Source organism: Aeromonas sp. LsrichE-8G (assembly GCF_022869435.1).
In the GTDB taxonomy this organism is placed as follows: Bacteria; Pseudomonadota; Gammaproteobacteria; order Enterobacterales; family Aeromonadaceae; genus Aeromonas; species Aeromonas caviae.
Genome location: NZ_JALIHH010000007.1, coordinates 19,762 through 34,022 on the forward strand (window position 1 = coordinate 19,762; position 14,261 = coordinate 34,022).

General features: G+C 62.1%; 16 protein-coding genes. 8 read left to right on the forward strand and 8 right to left on the reverse strand.

Annotated elements, in window-relative coordinates; genetic code table 11:
• Positions 1 to 8: 8 nt before the first annotated feature.
• Both MUW49_RS02050 and MUW49_RS02055 read right to left on the reverse strand, forming a co-directional pair.
• Positions 9 to 1,271, reverse strand: coding sequence for a GntP family permease (locus tag MUW49_RS02050; RefSeq protein WP_039039966.1), 1,263 nt, complete (start codon positions 1,269 to 1,271; stop codon positions 9 to 11).
• 119 nt (positions 1,272 to 1,390) lie between these two features.
• The gene (locus MUW49_RS02055; protein ID WP_039039965.1) at positions 1,391 to 2,506 is read right to left on the reverse strand and encodes a sugar diacid recognition domain-containing protein; all 1,116 of its coding nucleotides are present in this window, start codon (positions 2,504 to 2,506) and stop codon (positions 1,391 to 1,393) included.
• 206 nt (positions 2,507 to 2,712) lie between these two features.
• Here MUW49_RS02055 and MUW49_RS02060 point away from each other — a divergent pair, with 206 nt between their 5' ends.
• The 3 genes from MUW49_RS02060 to MUW49_RS02070 all read left to right on the forward strand — a co-directional run bounded on the left by MUW49_RS02060 (position 2,713) and on the right by MUW49_RS02070 (position 4,419).
• Positions 2,713 to 3,087, forward strand: coding sequence for a YacL family protein (locus MUW49_RS02060; RefSeq protein ID WP_039039964.1), 375 nt, complete (start codon positions 2,713 to 2,715; stop codon positions 3,085 to 3,087).
• 49 nt (positions 3,088 to 3,136) lie between these two features.
• Positions 3,137 to 3,427 (forward strand): hypothetical protein, encoded by a 291-nt coding sequence (locus MUW49_RS02065; protein WP_039039963.1) that lies wholly within the window; start codon positions 3,137 to 3,139, stop codon positions 3,425 to 3,427.
• 161 nt (positions 3,428 to 3,588) lie between these two features.
• Complete coding sequence (locus tag MUW49_RS02070; RefSeq protein WP_113978402.1) at positions 3,589 to 4,419, forward strand: CPBP family intramembrane glutamic endopeptidase; 831 nt, start codon at positions 3,589 to 3,591, stop codon at positions 4,417 to 4,419.
• A gap of 75 nt (positions 4,420 to 4,494) precedes the next feature.
• Here the strand turns inward: MUW49_RS02070 and MUW49_RS02075 are convergent, their stop codons facing one another.
• The 5 genes from MUW49_RS02075 to MUW49_RS02095 all read right to left on the reverse strand — a co-directional run bounded on the left by MUW49_RS02075 (position 4,495) and on the right by MUW49_RS02095 (position 7,458).
• Positions 4,495 to 4,914 (reverse strand): DUF4426 domain-containing protein, encoded by a 420-nt coding sequence (locus MUW49_RS02075; RefSeq protein WP_043153031.1) that lies wholly within the window; start codon positions 4,912 to 4,914, stop codon positions 4,495 to 4,497.
• An 18-nt stretch (positions 4,915 to 4,932) separates the two neighbouring features.
• Positions 4,933 to 5,232 carry a DUF167 family protein YggU gene (yggU, locus tag MUW49_RS02080; RefSeq protein WP_043153029.1) on the reverse strand — a complete coding sequence of 100 codons (300 nt, stop codon included), beginning with the start codon at positions 5,230 to 5,232 and terminating at the stop codon, positions 4,933 to 4,935.
• Positions 5,232 to 5,783 carry a YggT family protein gene (locus MUW49_RS02085; RefSeq protein WP_010673053.1) on the reverse strand — a complete coding sequence of 184 codons (552 nt, stop codon included), beginning with the start codon at positions 5,781 to 5,783 and terminating at the stop codon, positions 5,232 to 5,234. Before MUW49_RS02085 ends, yggU begins: the two co-directional genes overlap by 1 nt.
• 23 nt (positions 5,784 to 5,806) lie before the next feature.
• Complete coding sequence (proC, locus tag MUW49_RS02090) at positions 5,807 to 6,631, reverse strand: pyrroline-5-carboxylate reductase (RefSeq protein WP_244812361.1); 825 nt, start codon at positions 6,629 to 6,631, stop codon at positions 5,807 to 5,809.
• Between the two features lie 125 nt (positions 6,632 to 6,756).
• Positions 6,757 to 7,458, reverse strand: coding sequence for a YggS family pyridoxal phosphate-dependent enzyme (locus MUW49_RS02095; protein WP_244812362.1), 702 nt, complete (start codon positions 7,456 to 7,458; stop codon positions 6,757 to 6,759).
• 39 nt (positions 7,459 to 7,497) lie between these two features.
• On the opposite strand from MUW49_RS02095, the gene tapT reads away from it, so the two are divergent.
• The 3 genes from tapT to yaaA are packed head-to-tail and all read left to right on the forward strand — an operon-like array spanning position 7,498 to position 10,471.
• Positions 7,498 to 8,532: a type IVa pilus ATPase TapT gene (gene tapT / locus MUW49_RS02100; protein ID WP_010673050.1), complete on the forward strand. Its 1,035-nt coding sequence runs from the start codon at positions 7,498 to 7,500 to the stop codon at positions 8,530 to 8,532.
• 23 nt (positions 8,533 to 8,555) lie between these two features.
• Positions 8,556 to 9,665, forward strand: a complete 1,110-nt coding sequence (locus MUW49_RS02105) for a PilT/PilU family type 4a pilus ATPase (RefSeq protein WP_161470417.1) — start codon at positions 8,556 to 8,558, stop codon at positions 9,663 to 9,665.
• A 32-nt stretch (positions 9,666 to 9,697) separates the two neighbouring features.
• Positions 9,698 to 10,471: a peroxide stress protein YaaA gene (yaaA, locus tag MUW49_RS02110; protein ID WP_161470418.1), complete on the forward strand. Its 774-nt coding sequence runs from the start codon at positions 9,698 to 9,700 to the stop codon at positions 10,469 to 10,471.
• Between the two features lie 194 nt (positions 10,472 to 10,665).
• On the opposite strand, the gene srmB is transcribed toward yaaA, so the two are convergent.
• Entirely contained in the window at positions 10,666 to 11,886 is a 1,221-nt protein-coding gene (srmB, locus tag MUW49_RS02115) for an ATP-dependent RNA helicase SrmB (RefSeq protein WP_041210934.1), read from the reverse strand.
• Positions 11,887 to 12,013: 127 nt separating this feature from the next.
• On the opposite strand from srmB, the gene MUW49_RS02120 reads away from it, so the two are divergent.
• Positions 12,014 to 12,724: a tRNA1(Val) (adenine(37)-N6)-methyltransferase gene (locus MUW49_RS02120; RefSeq protein WP_043153021.1), complete on the forward strand. Its 711-nt coding sequence runs from the start codon at positions 12,014 to 12,016 to the stop codon at positions 12,722 to 12,724.
• Between the two features lie 190 nt (positions 12,725 to 12,914).
• Positions 12,915 to 14,222: a branched-chain amino acid transport system II carrier protein gene (gene brnQ, locus MUW49_RS02125; protein WP_043153135.1), complete on the forward strand. Its 1,308-nt coding sequence runs from the start codon at positions 12,915 to 12,917 to the stop codon at positions 14,220 to 14,222.
• The last annotated feature ends 39 nt before the right edge of the window (positions 14,223 to 14,261 follow it).

The following is a 14,261-nucleotide window of genomic DNA, read 5'->3' on the forward strand; positions in this document are numbered from 1 at the left end:
TCAGTTCCTTAGGCGAGGCCAAACACGCCAAACATCAGGGTGGAGACAACGGCGATGGTCAGACCGACCGCGGTTTCGTAGGGGATGAGCTTGAGCCGCTCGCCGACGCCCATGTGGACGCTGCCGCCGGTGGCATGGAAGAAGGAGCCGTGGGGCATGTGGTCAAACACGGTGGCGCCGGCGTGGATCATGGCGGCCCCTGCCAGGCTGCTGATCCCCAGTTCAATCAGAGTGGCGCTGAACACGTTGGAGGCCACCACGGTCCCGGCCGTGGTCGAGGCGGTCGCCAGCGACATCAGGGCACCCGAGATGGGGGCCAGCAGGTAGGAGGGCAGACCGGAAGCGGTCAGGCCGCTGATGAGCACATCTTTCAGGCCGGAGTTGGCGATGATGCCCGCCAGGGTACCCGTCCCCAGCAGCATGATGGCCACCGGCGCCATGCGGGCCAGGCCCGAGACGGCAAACTGGTTCACCTTGGTGAACTTGCCCATCATCAGGGCACCGACCAGGCCGCCGAGGGGCAGCGCAATGAGCGGGTCCACCACGATACCGGCGATGGGACGCAGAGCCAGCAGCAGGATGGCGACCAGGGGCGCACTGATGGCGGCGGCAAAGCCGGGCAACTTGGCACCGTCAAAGCTCACCACCTCGTCGGCGGCCACCTTGCTGCCCCGGTTGTTGAGGCGCTTGGCGAGCCAGTAGGCCATCACCAGACCGAACAGGCCGGGAATGATGCCCGCCGCCATCACCGAGGTGAGAGGCAGGTGGAATGCATCGGCTGCCGCGATGGCGTTGGGGTTGGGAGACATGACGTTGCCCGCCTTGCCACCGCCTATCATCGCCAGCAGGATGGCCGCCTTGGAGAGATCGGCACGGCGGGCGATGGCCAGCGCAATGGGGGCGACCGTGATGACGGCCACGTCCACGAAGACGCCGACCGCGGTCAGGATCAGGGTGGCCAGCGCCAGAGCCAGCAGGGCGCGGGTCTCGCCGAGTTTCTTGACGATGGTCTCGGCGATGGTGGTGGCGGCGCCCGATTCGATGAGCACCCCGGCCAGCACACCCGCCGCCAGGATCCGCATCACCGCCGTGGTGATCCCCTGGGCGCCGCCGATCATCAGGGCGACGGTCTGGGTCAGGTCGGCGCCACCGATCAGGCCACCGGCCAGGGCACCGACAATCATGCCGTAAGCGGGCGGCACCTTCTTCAGGATGAGGAAGATGGCGATGGAGAGCGCGGCGAGCGCGCCGAGCGCGGAGACTGGGATCATGACGGGCACCTTGTTGTTGTAATGAGTGGCGTCATTATGGGGATCCCCGCCTGGAATGCTTTGGCCATAAAACCAAAAAAAGCATTTACCGGCCTTGTATTTTTGTTGGAGAAGACAAATCAGCTATCGAGACTGAGCCCGAGATAGAGCAGAAACTTGTCATCTAACTTGTTGAAATTCAAGCCGGTTATCTGCTCTATCCGGGTCAGTCGATAACGCAGGGTGTTGGGGTGAATGAACAGGGCTTCGGCACAGGGATGCAGATCACAATCCTGCAAGAAATATTGGCGCAGCGTCTTTTGCAGCGTTCCCTTTGTGTCCTCCTGCGCCAGCTTTTGCAGCGGAGCCCGCAGCTGATCCGCCTGCCAGGAGTCCGCCAGGGTGCCGAGCAGCACTGAGAGCCGGTAATCCTCGAAGAAATAGACCTGCTTGCGGGGCGACTGGCGCATGCCACGGCGCAAGGTGTCTCGCGCCGTCTGGTAGGAGAGCGCCAGCCCGGGGATGCCGGCGAAGTAATCACCCACCCCGATGCGAACCTTGAAATGGGGAATACGGGAGAGCAGCTGCCGGATCCGGCTGCGCTCCTGCGCCGACTGCCAGACGCCGTCGCTGAGCTGGGCGGGTTTGAGCACCACTATCTCGTCCAGGCCGTTGATGGCCACCAGGTTGTCCCGCTCCGGGTTTTCCAGCAGGTGAACCAGCTCCCTCACCTGGGCGGGCTCGGCCTCCTCCAGCGCCAGCACGGCCACCACCCGGGGCTGGGCGAGATCCAGCTCGAGGAAGCGGGCCACCTGTTGCAGTTGATCGGCCCGCCCTTCGCCGCGAATGAGCTGCAACACCAGCTCCTCCTTGTGGCGCTTGTCCCACTGCAACTGCTCGGTGAGTGCCGCCTGTTCCAGGATGAGCTCGGCGGTCATGCGCACCAGCTCGGCGTAAGCACGCACGATGTCCGGATCCCCAGAGATGCCGATGACGCCGAGCAGCTCCCCCTGATAGGCGATGGGCAGGTTGATGCCAGGCCTCACCCCCTTGAGCTCCCGGGCGGTGGCCTCGCTTATCTCTACCACCCGGTTCTCGGTCAGGGCCAGCACGGCCCCCTCGTGGCGCTGGTGCAGCCGCTCCGGATTGCCGGACGCAATGATGAGTCCCCGCTCATCCATGACGTTGACCGAGAACGAGAGGATCTTCATCGCCCGGCTGACTATCTGATGCGCGAGCGCGTCGTTGAGCTGCATTGCCTCTCCATACCATTCGTTGACAGGGTCCCCGGCGTGCGCCATCACCGGGATCACCCGTTAAAGATCCCACATCATCAAGACAAGCGCGGGGGGGATCGCTAGAATAGGCCACTTTACGCTATCAGTGCCCCACCATGGATCAAGGATCCGGCATCATGCCGCTTTGCGCCGTGGTGGTTTCACCCTCCGATATGGACTCCGCTATGGATTATGAATTTCGCCGCGACCCGTTCGGTGGCTATCGCGCCCGGTTCTCCATGGGCCATGAAGCCATCGGCCAGTGGTTGATCGACGAGGTGGGCAAGGACGAGGAGAAGCTCGACGAGCTGTTCGCCATCATCGACCAGCTCTCCAGCCGGGCCCGCACCGAATACCGGCTGCTGGGGGGCGACTACTCCCTGCTGCTGACCCACGAGGAAGCCGAGGTGAAGGCCAATGTACTCAATATCGAGCAGGACGAGGATCTCGACGATCTCGCCTACTACGATGATGAACAGCTGGCCATGTGCGGGCTGGAAGATTTTGCCCAGGTACTCGGCTCCTGGCGCGCCTTTATCCGCAACGAGGATATGGGCTGATTACCCCCATTCGGGCGAGCATGCCCCTTGCAACCCAACAGGATTGACTATGTCCATTTACGATTTTGATGACGAACTGCCGGAAGACGAGCTGGATCAACCGAAGAAACCCGCCCAGCCCAAGAAGAAGGGCAAGCAGGTGCTGAACACCCAGGTCAACCTGAGCCCGCGCGATGCCAGCCGCCTGAACGGCATGCACGTCGAGGCCATCACCACCCTGGATGACGTCAGTCTGCCGAAGAACGTCATCTTCAAGGCCGGTCTCATCGCCCTGGGCGAGCTGGAAGCCAGCAAACGCGCCGACATCATCGCCCGGGTCATCGCCGAGTCCGGTCGCTGATACGGGAAGGCCATCGCCTCTCTCGGTGACATCTTGCCGCCGCCCAAGCCGGAGCCCAGCTCCGGCTTTTCATTGCGCGTCTTCTGCCGGCCAGTCCCTTTTCCTTGAACCAGACCATGGGGATCGTTAAGGTGCGCCCTTCATTCATACAAGGAGACTCGATGTTACCACTCCCCGATATCCTCATCTGGCTCGTCCTGGGGCTCGCCGTACTCTGCTGCCTCGCCCGCCGAACCAGGCCCGGCATGCTTCTGTTGGGACTAGCCCTGCTCACCGCCCTCTGGCTTGAGCGACTCGCGCCCCTCGCCGCTCTTGTCAGCCTCGCCGGTCTGCTGCTGGCCTGGCGTACCCCCACCCTGCCCCCACCCTGGCGTGGCGTCGCACTGACGCTGATCCTGCTGTGGTCCCTCGCCCTGACGCTGCATCTGGTGCCCGGCTTTGACAATCTCAGGGTGCTCGACAAGGTACAGGCGGGCCCGGCCAGCGTGCCCTTCACCCTCTACCTCAATCTGGACAAGCCGCTCATTTTCTTCGTCCTGCTGCTGGCCATCCCCGGCCTGCTCGGCCCGGGTGGAACGATGCGCTGGCGGCCGCTGGCCCTGCTCATCCTGCCGCTCGCGGCCCTGCTCATCACCGCCTGGCAACTGGGCGCCCTCAAACCCGAAGCGGGACTGCCCCACTGGTGGTGGCTGTTCGCATTCAACAACCTGCTGTTCACCTGTGTGGCGGAAGAAGCGCTGTTCCGGGGATGCATCCAGCAAGGGGTGGCAAGCCGAAGCACGCCCTGGGCAGGTCTCCTGGTCGCCAGCCTGCTGTTCGGCGCAGCCCATCTTGCCGGTGGCCCGTTGCTGGTGTTGTTCGCCGCGCTGGCGGGGGCCTGCTATGGCCTGGCGTTCCAGCTGAGCGGGCGCCTCAGTGTCGCCATCCTGCTCCACTTCCTGTTCAACTTCGCCCACCTGGCCCTGTTTACCTATCCCCTGGCCAGCCACTGACGTCGAGCACAGGTTCACCGGGCAAAAAAATGCCCCGCCCCCGTAGGGGCAGGGCATCTGCATTCACCCTGCAATCTAGTCGACGTAGAAGGTCTGCTGGAAGGTCAGCGTCTGCTGCAGCCCCTCCCCCATGATCTTCAGGGTGAACTGGTAGGTGTCCTCATTGCGATAGGGCAGCACTGCCAGGTAATAGATGGCATTCCCCTCTTTCACCTCCTGAAAATTCAGGGGGCGAAGGGTGCCGGTCAGATTGCGGGCTTCGCCGCTGATCCCCACCGCCTGTGCCACCCCCTGCTTGTTCTGCACCGCGATATTGACGATGCCGTTATAGCGGCTGCGCTCCAGGCCATAGGTCCTGGCTACCTCGGGGGTGAGGAAGCTGGAGTTGAACGCGCTGTAGTGCACTTTCCAGGGGCCCAGCTCCTGCATCTGCTCAGCCCGCAGCGGCAGCGTCATCAGGAGTGCCAGCAGGCAACTCATCCAGGCTGTTTTCATGATGTCATCCCTCTCGTATCAACCCTGATTATCGAGCAGAGCGGCAATCTCGGCGGGGATCTGCTTTGGCGCGTCGATGGCGACCGTCTTGTGCCGACCCAGCTCCCCCCGCAGGATGCGAACCTGCCCCTTGGCCACCTTGCACTGCTTGGCCAGGTACTTGATCAGGTGACTGTTGGCCTGACCATCCACCGGCGGTGCCGTGATGGCCACTTTCAACTCGTCACCGTGCAATCCGATGATCTGATCCCGGCTCGCCTTGGGCTGGATGATCAGATGCAACACCAGCTCGTCCCCTTCCAGCAGGACGGCGGGCATCAGATCATCCACCACAACTGGCCGAACAGATCCCCCATCAGGTAGTTGATGGCCTGCAGCGCGATGAAGGCGACCAGCACGGAGAGATCCAGCCCGCCCAGTGCAGGCAGGATGCGGCGAATGGGGGCCAGGAAGGGTTCAGTGAGCTGGTGCATCACGTATTCAATGGGGTTGCGACCCTGGCTGACCCAGCTCAGGATGGCGCGGATCAGCAGGATCCAGAAGATCATGGAACCCGCCTTCTTCAACACGGTGAGCGTCGCAAACAGACAGAGAGTGAGCCAGTCCGCCTGCAGCACATTCATGCTCTTGAGCAGGACCAACTTGCCAAAGGCGATCAGCAGCGCCAGCAGCACAGAGGCCATGTCCAGCCCGCCAAAACCCGGGATGACGCGGCGCAGGGGCACCACCAGCGGGTTGGTCAGCTTGACCACCATCTGGCTCATGGGGTTGTAGAAGTCGGCCCGCGCCCACTGCAGCCAGACCCGCAGCAGCACCACCATGAGGTAGAGATCAAAGACAGTGTTAATCAAAAAGTAAGCCGTGTTCATCCGGGCTCCTTGCTAAAAGGGATTCAGAAAAGGGTTTCCATTTCGCCGGCCCGGGTAACGGCCGCCTGCATGGCTCTTGCGGTCAGCGGCATCAGCCCCTGCTCCTGGAATGTCTTGACGGCCTCGGCCGTGGTCCCGCCCTTGCTGGTCACCTGCTCGCGCAGGGTCTGCAGCGACAGCTCGGGATTCTGCTCCACCATGGCGGCCGCCCCCAGGGCGGTTTGCTGCACCAGCAGGCGGGCCTGCTCTGGCGTAAAGCCCATGGCCTCGGCCTCCTCGGCAATCGCTTGCATGAACAGGAAGAAGTAGGCCGGGGCACTGCCCGCCGCCGCGATGACGCCGTTGATACTGGCCTCCTCATCCACCCAGAGGGTCTTGCCCACGGATTGCATCATCTGTTCGGCCACCGCCCTATCGGCCTGCCCGATGTCGGGCGGTGCATAGAGCCCGGTCATCCCCAGCCCCAGCAAGGAGGGGGTGTTGGGCATGGTGCGAATGATGCGATCGTGACCGCCTGCCATCTCCTGCAAGCGCGCGACGCGAATGCCGGCAGCGATGGAGATGAGCAACTTGCCATCCAGCGAGCCAAGCTCGGCCACCAGCGCCGTCAGCATGCCCGCCATCAGCTGGGGCTTGACCGCCAGTACGATCACCTCGGCCTCCCGGGCCGCCTCGGCGTTGTCCTGGGTGATACGGATGCCGAACTGGCTGGCCAGTTCGTCCAGCTTGGGGCGACTGGGATTGGCGGCGATGATACGCTCTGCCGGGTAACCCGCCTGGATGAGGCCGGCAATGATACTGCGGCTCATGTTGCCTGCCCCGATGAAGGCGAGGGTTCTCTGCTGCATCAAACACTCCTGTTACTGACATCGCAGCGGATGCCGACCCAACCTGTGCGGGCTGACAGCATCACACGCGCCTGTTTACCTGAAAAAAAAGCACGACCGGGGGTGTTTCTCGCCCCGGCTCTTGCTCATGAATAGTCGCGGGCCCCGAAGATGGCGGTCCCGACCCGCACCATGGTACTGCCATGGGCAATGGCCGGCTCGAGATCCTCGGTCATCCCCATCGAAAGGGTGTCGACGCTCGGGTATTGTTGCGCAAGCTCGGTGAACAGAGCCTGCATGCGCGCCATCTGGGCCGCGAGCACCCCCTCGTCGCGGGTATGCTCGGGGATGGCCATCAGGCCGCGCAACCGCAGCCGCTCGCTCTGGGCCACCAGGGAGGCCAGGCGGAAAATCTCTTGCTCCGACGTACCGGATTTGCTGCTCTCTCCGCTAATATTGATTTGCAGACAGATATTTAGCGGCGCGAGCCCACTCGGTCTCTGGTTGTTGAGGCGTTCGATGAGCTTGTCGCGATCGACACTTTGAACCCAGTCGAACCGCTCCGCCACCAGCTTGGACTTGTTCGATTGCAGCGGGCCGATAAAGTGCCACTCTATGTCTGTACAGGCGTTCTGCTCGCGCAAGGCATCAATCTTGAGCGCGGCCTCCTGGGCGTAGGATTCGCCAAAGCGCCGCTGACCGGCGGCATAGGCAGCCTGAATGTCCCACAGCGGCTTGGTTTTGCTGACAGCAAGCAACTGGATGTGATCTGGGCTGCGGCCAACACGCCGGGCAGCCTCTACAATACGTTCCTTTACCTGAAGCAGGTGCTGGGCAATCTGGCTCATATTTCGTTCGTAATCTTGTGATGGGAGAATAACAAATCTATGGATATCACAGAGTTATTGGCATTCAGTGTAAAGCATAAGGCCTCGGATCTACACCTCTCGGCCGGGGTCCCCCCGATGATCAGGGTTGATGGGGAGGTTCGCAAGATCAATTTGCCCGCCCTGGATCACCGGGAAGTCCATGCTCTCATTTACGACATCATGAATGACCACCAGCGCAAGGAGCTGGAGGAGAACTTCGAGGTGGACTTCTCCTTCGAAGTACCCGGCATGGCACGCTTTCGGGTCAATGCCTTCCAGCAGGCGCGCGGCTCGGGCGCCGTGTTTCGTACCATCCCGAGCACCGTTCTGACCCTGGACGATCTGGGGGCGCCGGAGATATTTCGCAAGATAGCGGAGTACCCTCGCGGCCTGGTGCTGGTGACTGGACCCACCGGTTCGGGCAAATCCACCACCCTGGCCGCCATGGTCGATTACATCAATGACAACTTCCACCACCACATCCTCACCATCGAGGATCCCATCGAATTCGTGCACGAGAACAAGCGCTGCCTGGTGAACCAGCGGGAAGTACACCGCGACACCAAGAGCTTCAGCAACGCCCTGCGCTCGGCCCTGCGGGAAGACCCGGATATCATCCTGGTAGGTGAAATGCGGGACCTCGAAACCATCCGCCTCGCCATGACCGCCGCCGAAACCGGTCACCTGGTGTTTGGCACCCTGCACACCTCCTCGGCTGCCAAGACCATCGACCGTATCATCGACGTCTTCCCCGGCTCGGAGAAGGACATGGTGCGATCCATGCTCTCCGAATCCCTGCGGGCGGTCATCTCCCAGACCCTGCTCAAGCGTATCGGTGGCGGCCGGGTGGCGGCCCACGAGATCATGCTGGGGATCCCGGCGGTGCGAAACCTCATCCGGGAAGACAAGGTGGCCCAGCTCTATTCCGTCATCCAGACCGGGATGACCCACGGCATGCAGACCATGGACCAGAGCCTCAAGCAGCTGGTCAACCGGGGGGTCGTCGCCTCCCTCGATGCCAAGGCCAAGGCGGTCGATCCCAATACCATTTAAGCTCGCACACCCAAGGAGTCGCCATGAACATGGATGTTCTGCTCGCCGCACTGGTTGAACAAAAGGGCTCGGATCTCTTCATCACGGTCGATGCCCCCCCGACCCTCAAGGTCAACGGGCGTCTGGTGTCGCTCGGACCGGCTCCCCTCGACAAGACGACGGCGCTGGCGTTGATCAGGGAGAGCCTGGACGAGACCCACTTCGAGCGCTTCCTGCACACCCGCGAGGCCAACTACGCCATCCAGCGAGGCTCGCTGGGGCGCTTTCGGGTCAGCGCCTTCTGGCAACAGGATATGCCGGGCATGGTGCTGCGCCGCATCGAGACCCGCATCCCCACCTTTAACGAGCTGGTGCTGCCTCCCATCCTGCAGGAGGTCGCCATGGCCAAACGCGGGCTGGTGCTCTTCGTCGGCGCCACTGGCGCCGGCAAGTCCACCACCCAGGCGGCCATGATCGGCTTTCGCAACCAGCACGGTGACGGCCACATCCTGACGGTGGAGGATCCGGTGGAGTTCGTCCATCAGCACGATCGCTGTCTGGTGACCCAGCGGGAGGTGGGGATCGACACCGCATCCTTCGATGTCGCCCTCAAAAACTCCCTGCGCCAGGCCCCGGATGTCATCCTCATCGGTGAAATCCGCTCCCAGGAGACCATGGAGTTCGCCATCCAGTTCGCCGAGACGGGGCACCTCTGCCTCGCCACCTTGCACGCCAACAATGCCAACCAGGCGCTGGATCGCATCCTGCATCTGGTCCCCCAGGAGAAGCACCGCCAGTTCCTGTTCGATCTCTCCTTCAACCTGCGCGCCATCGTCGCCCAGCAGCTGCTCCCCTCCGCTCACGGGCAGCGCCGGGTCGCCGCCTTCGAGATCCTGCTCAACACCCCGCTCGTCACCGACATCATCCGCAAGGGAGAGATGCACAGACTCAAGGAGGTGATGACCAAATCCGGCGAGCTCGGCATGCAGACCTTCGATCAGGCGCTGTTCGGCCTGTTCTGCGCCGGCCAAATTGGCTACAGTGAGGCCCTTGCCCATGCCGACTCCGCCAACGACCTGCGACTGCTCATCAAGCTGTCGGGTCGCGAGCAGCTGGGCGCAGGCACTCTCGACAACGTGACCCTGGATGAATGAGGGGCGTGCGTCACCGCTAGTAAAGGACAGTTATGCTGATTGTGGTTTCCCCGGCCAAGACGCTGGATTACGAGTCACCCCTGGTGACCTCCCGTTTCACCCAACCCGAACTGCTGGACCACTCCGCAGCACTGATCACCCGGGCTCGTCAACTGAGCCCGGACCAGATCGCCAGCCTGATGAAGATCAGCGACAAGCTCGCCGGCCTCAACGCCGCCCGCTTTGCCGAGTGGCAGCCTGACTTCACGCCGGCCAACGCCCGCCAGGCGCTGCTGGCCTTCAAGGGGGACGTCTACACCGGTCTGGCCGTAGAAGATTTCAGCGAGGCCGACCTCGACTTCGCCCAGGCCCACCTGCGCATGCTCTCCGGCCTTTATGGCGTGCTGCGGCCGCTTGACCTCATGATGCCCTACCGCCTGGAGATGGGGATCCGCCTCGACAACCCGCGCGGCAAGGACCTCTACCAGTTCTGGGGCGACATCATCACTGAGCACCTGAACAAGGCGCTGGCGGCCCAGGGGGACGACGTGCTGATCAACCTCGCCTCCGACGAGTATTTCAAGTCGGTGCGCCCGAGAGCCCTGCAGAGGCGCATCATCACCCCGGTCTTCAAGGACGAGAAGAACGGCCAGTTCAAGATCATCAGCTTCTACGCCAAGAAGGCCCGCGGCATGATGGCACGCCATATCATCAAGCATCGGCTCACCCGGGTGGAACAGCTGACCGGTTTCAATGCCGACGGCTACTACTTCGTACCGGAAGAGTCCGACGTCAATACCCTGATGTTCAAGCGCGCTGAAAATTAATTACACATTCAAGGGAACCAAGTCGGAGATCCTCGGGTCTGACTCTGTGAATCCTCTGTTGTAAGCACTTTTTGTTGGCCGACGTCCTTGCGTCGGCTTTTTTCTGCGCCTCTCTCAGGGCACTCCCCAGGCAGCAGACAGCAGACAGCAAAACGGCCATCCTGGGATGGCCGTTTCAACTGTGCTCGGGGGCATTACTTCTTTTTCTTCTTTGCCGACTTCTTGGCATCCTTCGGCTTTTTCTTCTTCACCGGCACCCGTGCTTCCTTGTGTCTGGGGCGCAGCTCATCGATCACCCGGCGCTTGAGGCGCTCCTCGGTGTAGCGTTCGATCTTGGCGACCATGGCCATGTCGTGAGCTTCCACCAGGCTGATGGCGCAGCCACGGTTGCCGGCACGACCGGTACGACCGATGCGGTGCACATAGACATCCGCGCCGTAGGGCATGTCGTAGTTGATGACATGGCTGACGTTCGGCAGGTCGATGCCGCGGGCGGCCACGTCGGTGGCGATGAGGAAGGGCACCTCCCCTTCGTGGAACTTGCGGATAGACTCGATGCGCTTGGCCTGCTCCATCTCGCCACGGATCCAGGCGCAGGGCACGCCTGCCGCCTGCAACTGGCCGGAAAGCTCCGCCAGTCGCTCACGGGTCTTGACGAAGATGATGGCCTTCTGGGTTTCCGGGTTTTTCAGGATGTGCACCAGCAGAGCCAGCTTGTGGGCGGCATCATCGGCCAGGTGGATCCACTGGGTGATGGGGCGGCGCTCGCTGCGGGGCGGCTCGGCGTGCAGCTCAACCGGGTCTTTGAGGATCTCGCTCGCAAACTTCTCGAGGCCGGCCCCTTCCAGGGTGGCGGAGAAGAGCATGGTGTGCTTGCGGTAGCGCGCCTCTTCCACGATGCGGTTCACGTCCTTGATGAAGCCCATGTCCAGCATCCGGTCCGCTTCATCCAGCACCAGCACCTCGATGTCATGGCTCTCGAACTCCTCTTTCTCGATGTACTCGAGCAGACGGCCCGGGGTGGCCACCACGATGTCGGTGGTCTTGGTCAGGGCAGGCAGCTGCTCTTCATGGCTGACGCCACCGATGATGGTCTCGATGCTGAGATGGGTGTGCACCGCCAGGGCCTTGGCGTGAGCACTCACCTGCAGCGCGAGCTCGCGGGTCGGAGTCAGGATCAGCATGCGGCACGGACCCGGCTTGCGACGCGGGAAGTCCAGCAGGTGCTGCATCGCGGGCAGCAGGAAGGCGGCGGTCTTGCCGGTTCCGGTCGGCGCAGAAGCCAGAATATCGCGGCCGTCCAGGGCTGGCTCCAGCACCATCTGCTGGATGGTGGTGGGGCGGGTGAATCCCATCTCGGCCAAGGCCCGACTGAGGGCTGGATTCAGGTCGAAATCATCAAAGGACTGGCTCATGGCAATACTCGGTCATTAAGGAAGCGGCAGATTATAGGCGATTATGCCGCCGGCTCCTATGGTGACTGTGGCTTAGCCGCTATAATCGCCGGCCATTTTCCGCGGGCAGGCACAGGAGGAGGGCCGAATGGGGCGCAACAACGGTTTCACGTTCAAGCAATTTCACATCGATCACGACCGCTGCGCCATGAAGGTCGGTACGGACGGCATTCTGCTGGGAGCCTGGGCGCCGGTCGACAACGCCCGTCGGGTGCTGGACATCGGCACCGGCAGCGGCCTCATCGCCCTGATGCTGGCCCAGCGCAGCACGAACGACTGCCACATAGACGGGGTGGAGCTGGATAAGGATGCAGCCATGCAGGCCCAGGAGAATGTGGCGGCCTCCCCCTGGCGTGAGCGGGTCACCATCATAGAGAGCGCCATTCAGGATCACCTCGCCCCCCCTTACGATCTCATCGTCTCCAACCCGCCCTATTTCCCGGCAGGCCAGACACTCCGCGATCCGGCCAGGGCTCTGGCCCGTCATACCGGGGGGCTCGACCCCAGAGGATTGCTGGCCGCCAGCGATCGCCTGTTGAGCCGTACCGGGCAACTGGCCCTGGTGCTGCCCACGGCGATGGCGGATGAAATTTTATGCATTTCGTCGAGTTATGATCTGTATGAGCGTTGTTATCTGGCTGTTACTACCAGAGAGGGGAAAGAGGCAAATCGTGTTTTATTGCTGCTTGGCAGAGGATTAAACAAGTGTGAGAGGGGTGAAATTGTGATCCATTCTGCCACGGGAGGCTATTCCGACAGATATATCCAACTAACCAGCCCCTTCTATTTGAAGATGTAAATTTTGCCTTGAACTATTTTTTCACATCATTATGCTGACTGCTAAATGAGCGCCCGCTCAAGACCAGTTCAAACCACTGGTCGCGATGAAAAAACCAGCGGGGCTCTTTTTTTTACCCCCGGAAAGTGCCGGTCACTGACAAATAAAAAACTATAACAAGCAATAGTTTACAAGACAGACGAGGTTGAACTTGACGAAATCACTCACATTGTCCGATGTACTCGGATTGGGCTTCATGACCTTTGCGTTCTATCTGGGCGCAGGCAACATCATCTTCCCGCCCCTGGCCGGCTTCATGGCGGGTGAGCACCTCTCCCTGGCCATGCTGGGCTTCCTGGTCACCGCCGTGGGCCTGCCCCTCATCACCATCATCGCCGTCGCCAAGGCTGGCAACGGCTGGGCCGGCATGACCAAGCTGCTGCCGGCCGGCGTGGCCACCGCACTGGCCGTCGCCATCTACATCATCATCGGCCCGGCCTTCGCCGCCCCCCGTACCGGCCTGGTGGCCTACGAGATGGGCCTCAAGCCCTTCCTTGGCGACATGGGACCATCCGGTCTGGCTGCCTACACAGTACTGTTCTTCGGCGTGGCCATCCTGGTCTCCCTCAACCAGGGCAAGCTGATGGATGCCATCGGCAAGTACCTGACCCCGCTGCTGATGCTGCTGCTGCTGACCCTGGCCATCGGAGTCTTCGTCGCACCGCAAGGAAGCATGCCTGCCGCATCCGGTGACTACCAGAGCACCCCCTTCGTGAAGGGCATTCTGGAAGGCTACAACACCATGGACACCCTGGCGTCCCTGATGTTCGGCGCCCTGATCGTCGACCTGCTGCGCCAGAAAGGCATCCATGACTACCAGAGCCAGTTCAAGTACCTGGCCATCGCGGGCATCATCTCCGCCATCGGTCTCTCCGTGGTCTATGTCTCCCTGTTCCAGCTGGGCAACACCGCTGCCGGCGTCGCCACCGACGTGAGCAACGGCGGTGCCATCGTCAACGCCTACGTGCTGAGCCTGTTCGGCCAACCGGGTCAGTTCATCCTGGCTGCCATCATCACCCTGGCCTGCTTCACCACGGCCGTCGGCCTCATCTCCGCCTGCTCCGACTTCTTCCACAACCTGACCGGCATGAGCTACAAGAAGCTGGTCGTGCTGCTGGGTGTCATCTGCGGCGTCGTGGCCAACGTGGGCCTGAGCCAGCTCATCAGCCTCTCCATTCCGGTGCTGGTCGCCATCTACCCGGTTGCCGTGGCGCTGGTGCTGGTCACCTTCCTGAAGGGTTACTTCGGTCGCCCCCGCCTGGTGTTCCGCTCCGTGCTGCTGGTCGCCTTCCTGTTCGGCTGCCTGGACGGCCTGGGCGCCGCCGGCATGAAGATGGATGCGTTCGCCTTCCTGCCGCTGTTTGACAAGGGCCTGGCCTGGTTGCTGCCGACCCTGCTGGCCTGTGGCCTCGGTGTCATGGTGCGTGGCAATGGCAAGCTGGCTGCAGAAGCGGCCTGATAACAGATCTTGACCAAATAAAGAGGCCAGCATTCGCTG

Bases quoted from the DNA above. Each gene is read 5' to 3' on its own strand.
- MUW49_RS02050 (WP_039039966.1), bottom strand. From the start codon at position 1,271: ATGATCCCAGTCTCCGCGCTCGGCGCGCTCGCCGCGCTCTCCATCGCC.
- MUW49_RS02055 (WP_039039965.1), bottom strand. From the start codon at position 2,506: ATGCAGCTCAACGACGCGCTCGCGCATCAGATAGTCAGCCGGGCGATG.
- MUW49_RS02060 (WP_039039964.1), top strand. From the start codon at position 2,713: ATGGATTATGAATTTCGCCGCGACCCGTTCGGTGGCTATCGCGCCCGG.
- MUW49_RS02065 (WP_039039963.1), top strand. From the start codon at position 3,137: ATGTCCATTTACGATTTTGATGACGAACTGCCGGAAGACGAGCTGGAT.
- MUW49_RS02070 (WP_113978402.1), top strand. From the start codon at position 3,589: ATGTTACCACTCCCCGATATCCTCATCTGGCTCGTCCTGGGGCTCGCC.
- MUW49_RS02075 (WP_043153031.1), bottom strand. From the start codon at position 4,914: ATGAAAACAGCCTGGATGAGTTGCCTGCTGGCACTCCTGATGACGCTG.
- yggU (WP_043153029.1), bottom strand. From the start codon at position 5,232: ATGCCCGCCGTCCTGCTGGAAGGGGACGAGCTGGTGTTGCATCTGATC.
- MUW49_RS02085 (WP_010673053.1), bottom strand. From the start codon at position 5,783: ATGAACACGGCTTACTTTTTGATTAACACTGTCTTTGATCTCTACCTC.
- proC (WP_244812361.1), bottom strand. From the start codon at position 6,631: ATGCAGCAGAGAACCCTCGCCTTCATCGGGGCAGGCAACATGAGCCGC.
- MUW49_RS02095 (WP_244812362.1), bottom strand. From the start codon at position 7,458: ATGAGCCAGATTGCCCAGCACCTGCTTCAGGTAAAGGAACGTATTGTA.
- tapT (WP_010673050.1), top strand. From the start codon at position 7,498: ATGGATATCACAGAGTTATTGGCATTCAGTGTAAAGCATAAGGCCTCG.
- MUW49_RS02105 (WP_161470417.1), top strand. From the start codon at position 8,556: ATGAACATGGATGTTCTGCTCGCCGCACTGGTTGAACAAAAGGGCTCG.
- yaaA (WP_161470418.1), top strand. From the start codon at position 9,698: ATGCTGATTGTGGTTTCCCCGGCCAAGACGCTGGATTACGAGTCACCC.
- srmB (WP_041210934.1), bottom strand. From the start codon at position 11,886: ATGAGCCAGTCCTTTGATGATTTCGACCTGAATCCAGCCCTCAGTCGG.
- MUW49_RS02120 (WP_043153021.1), top strand. From the start codon at position 12,014: ATGGGGCGCAACAACGGTTTCACGTTCAAGCAATTTCACATCGATCAC.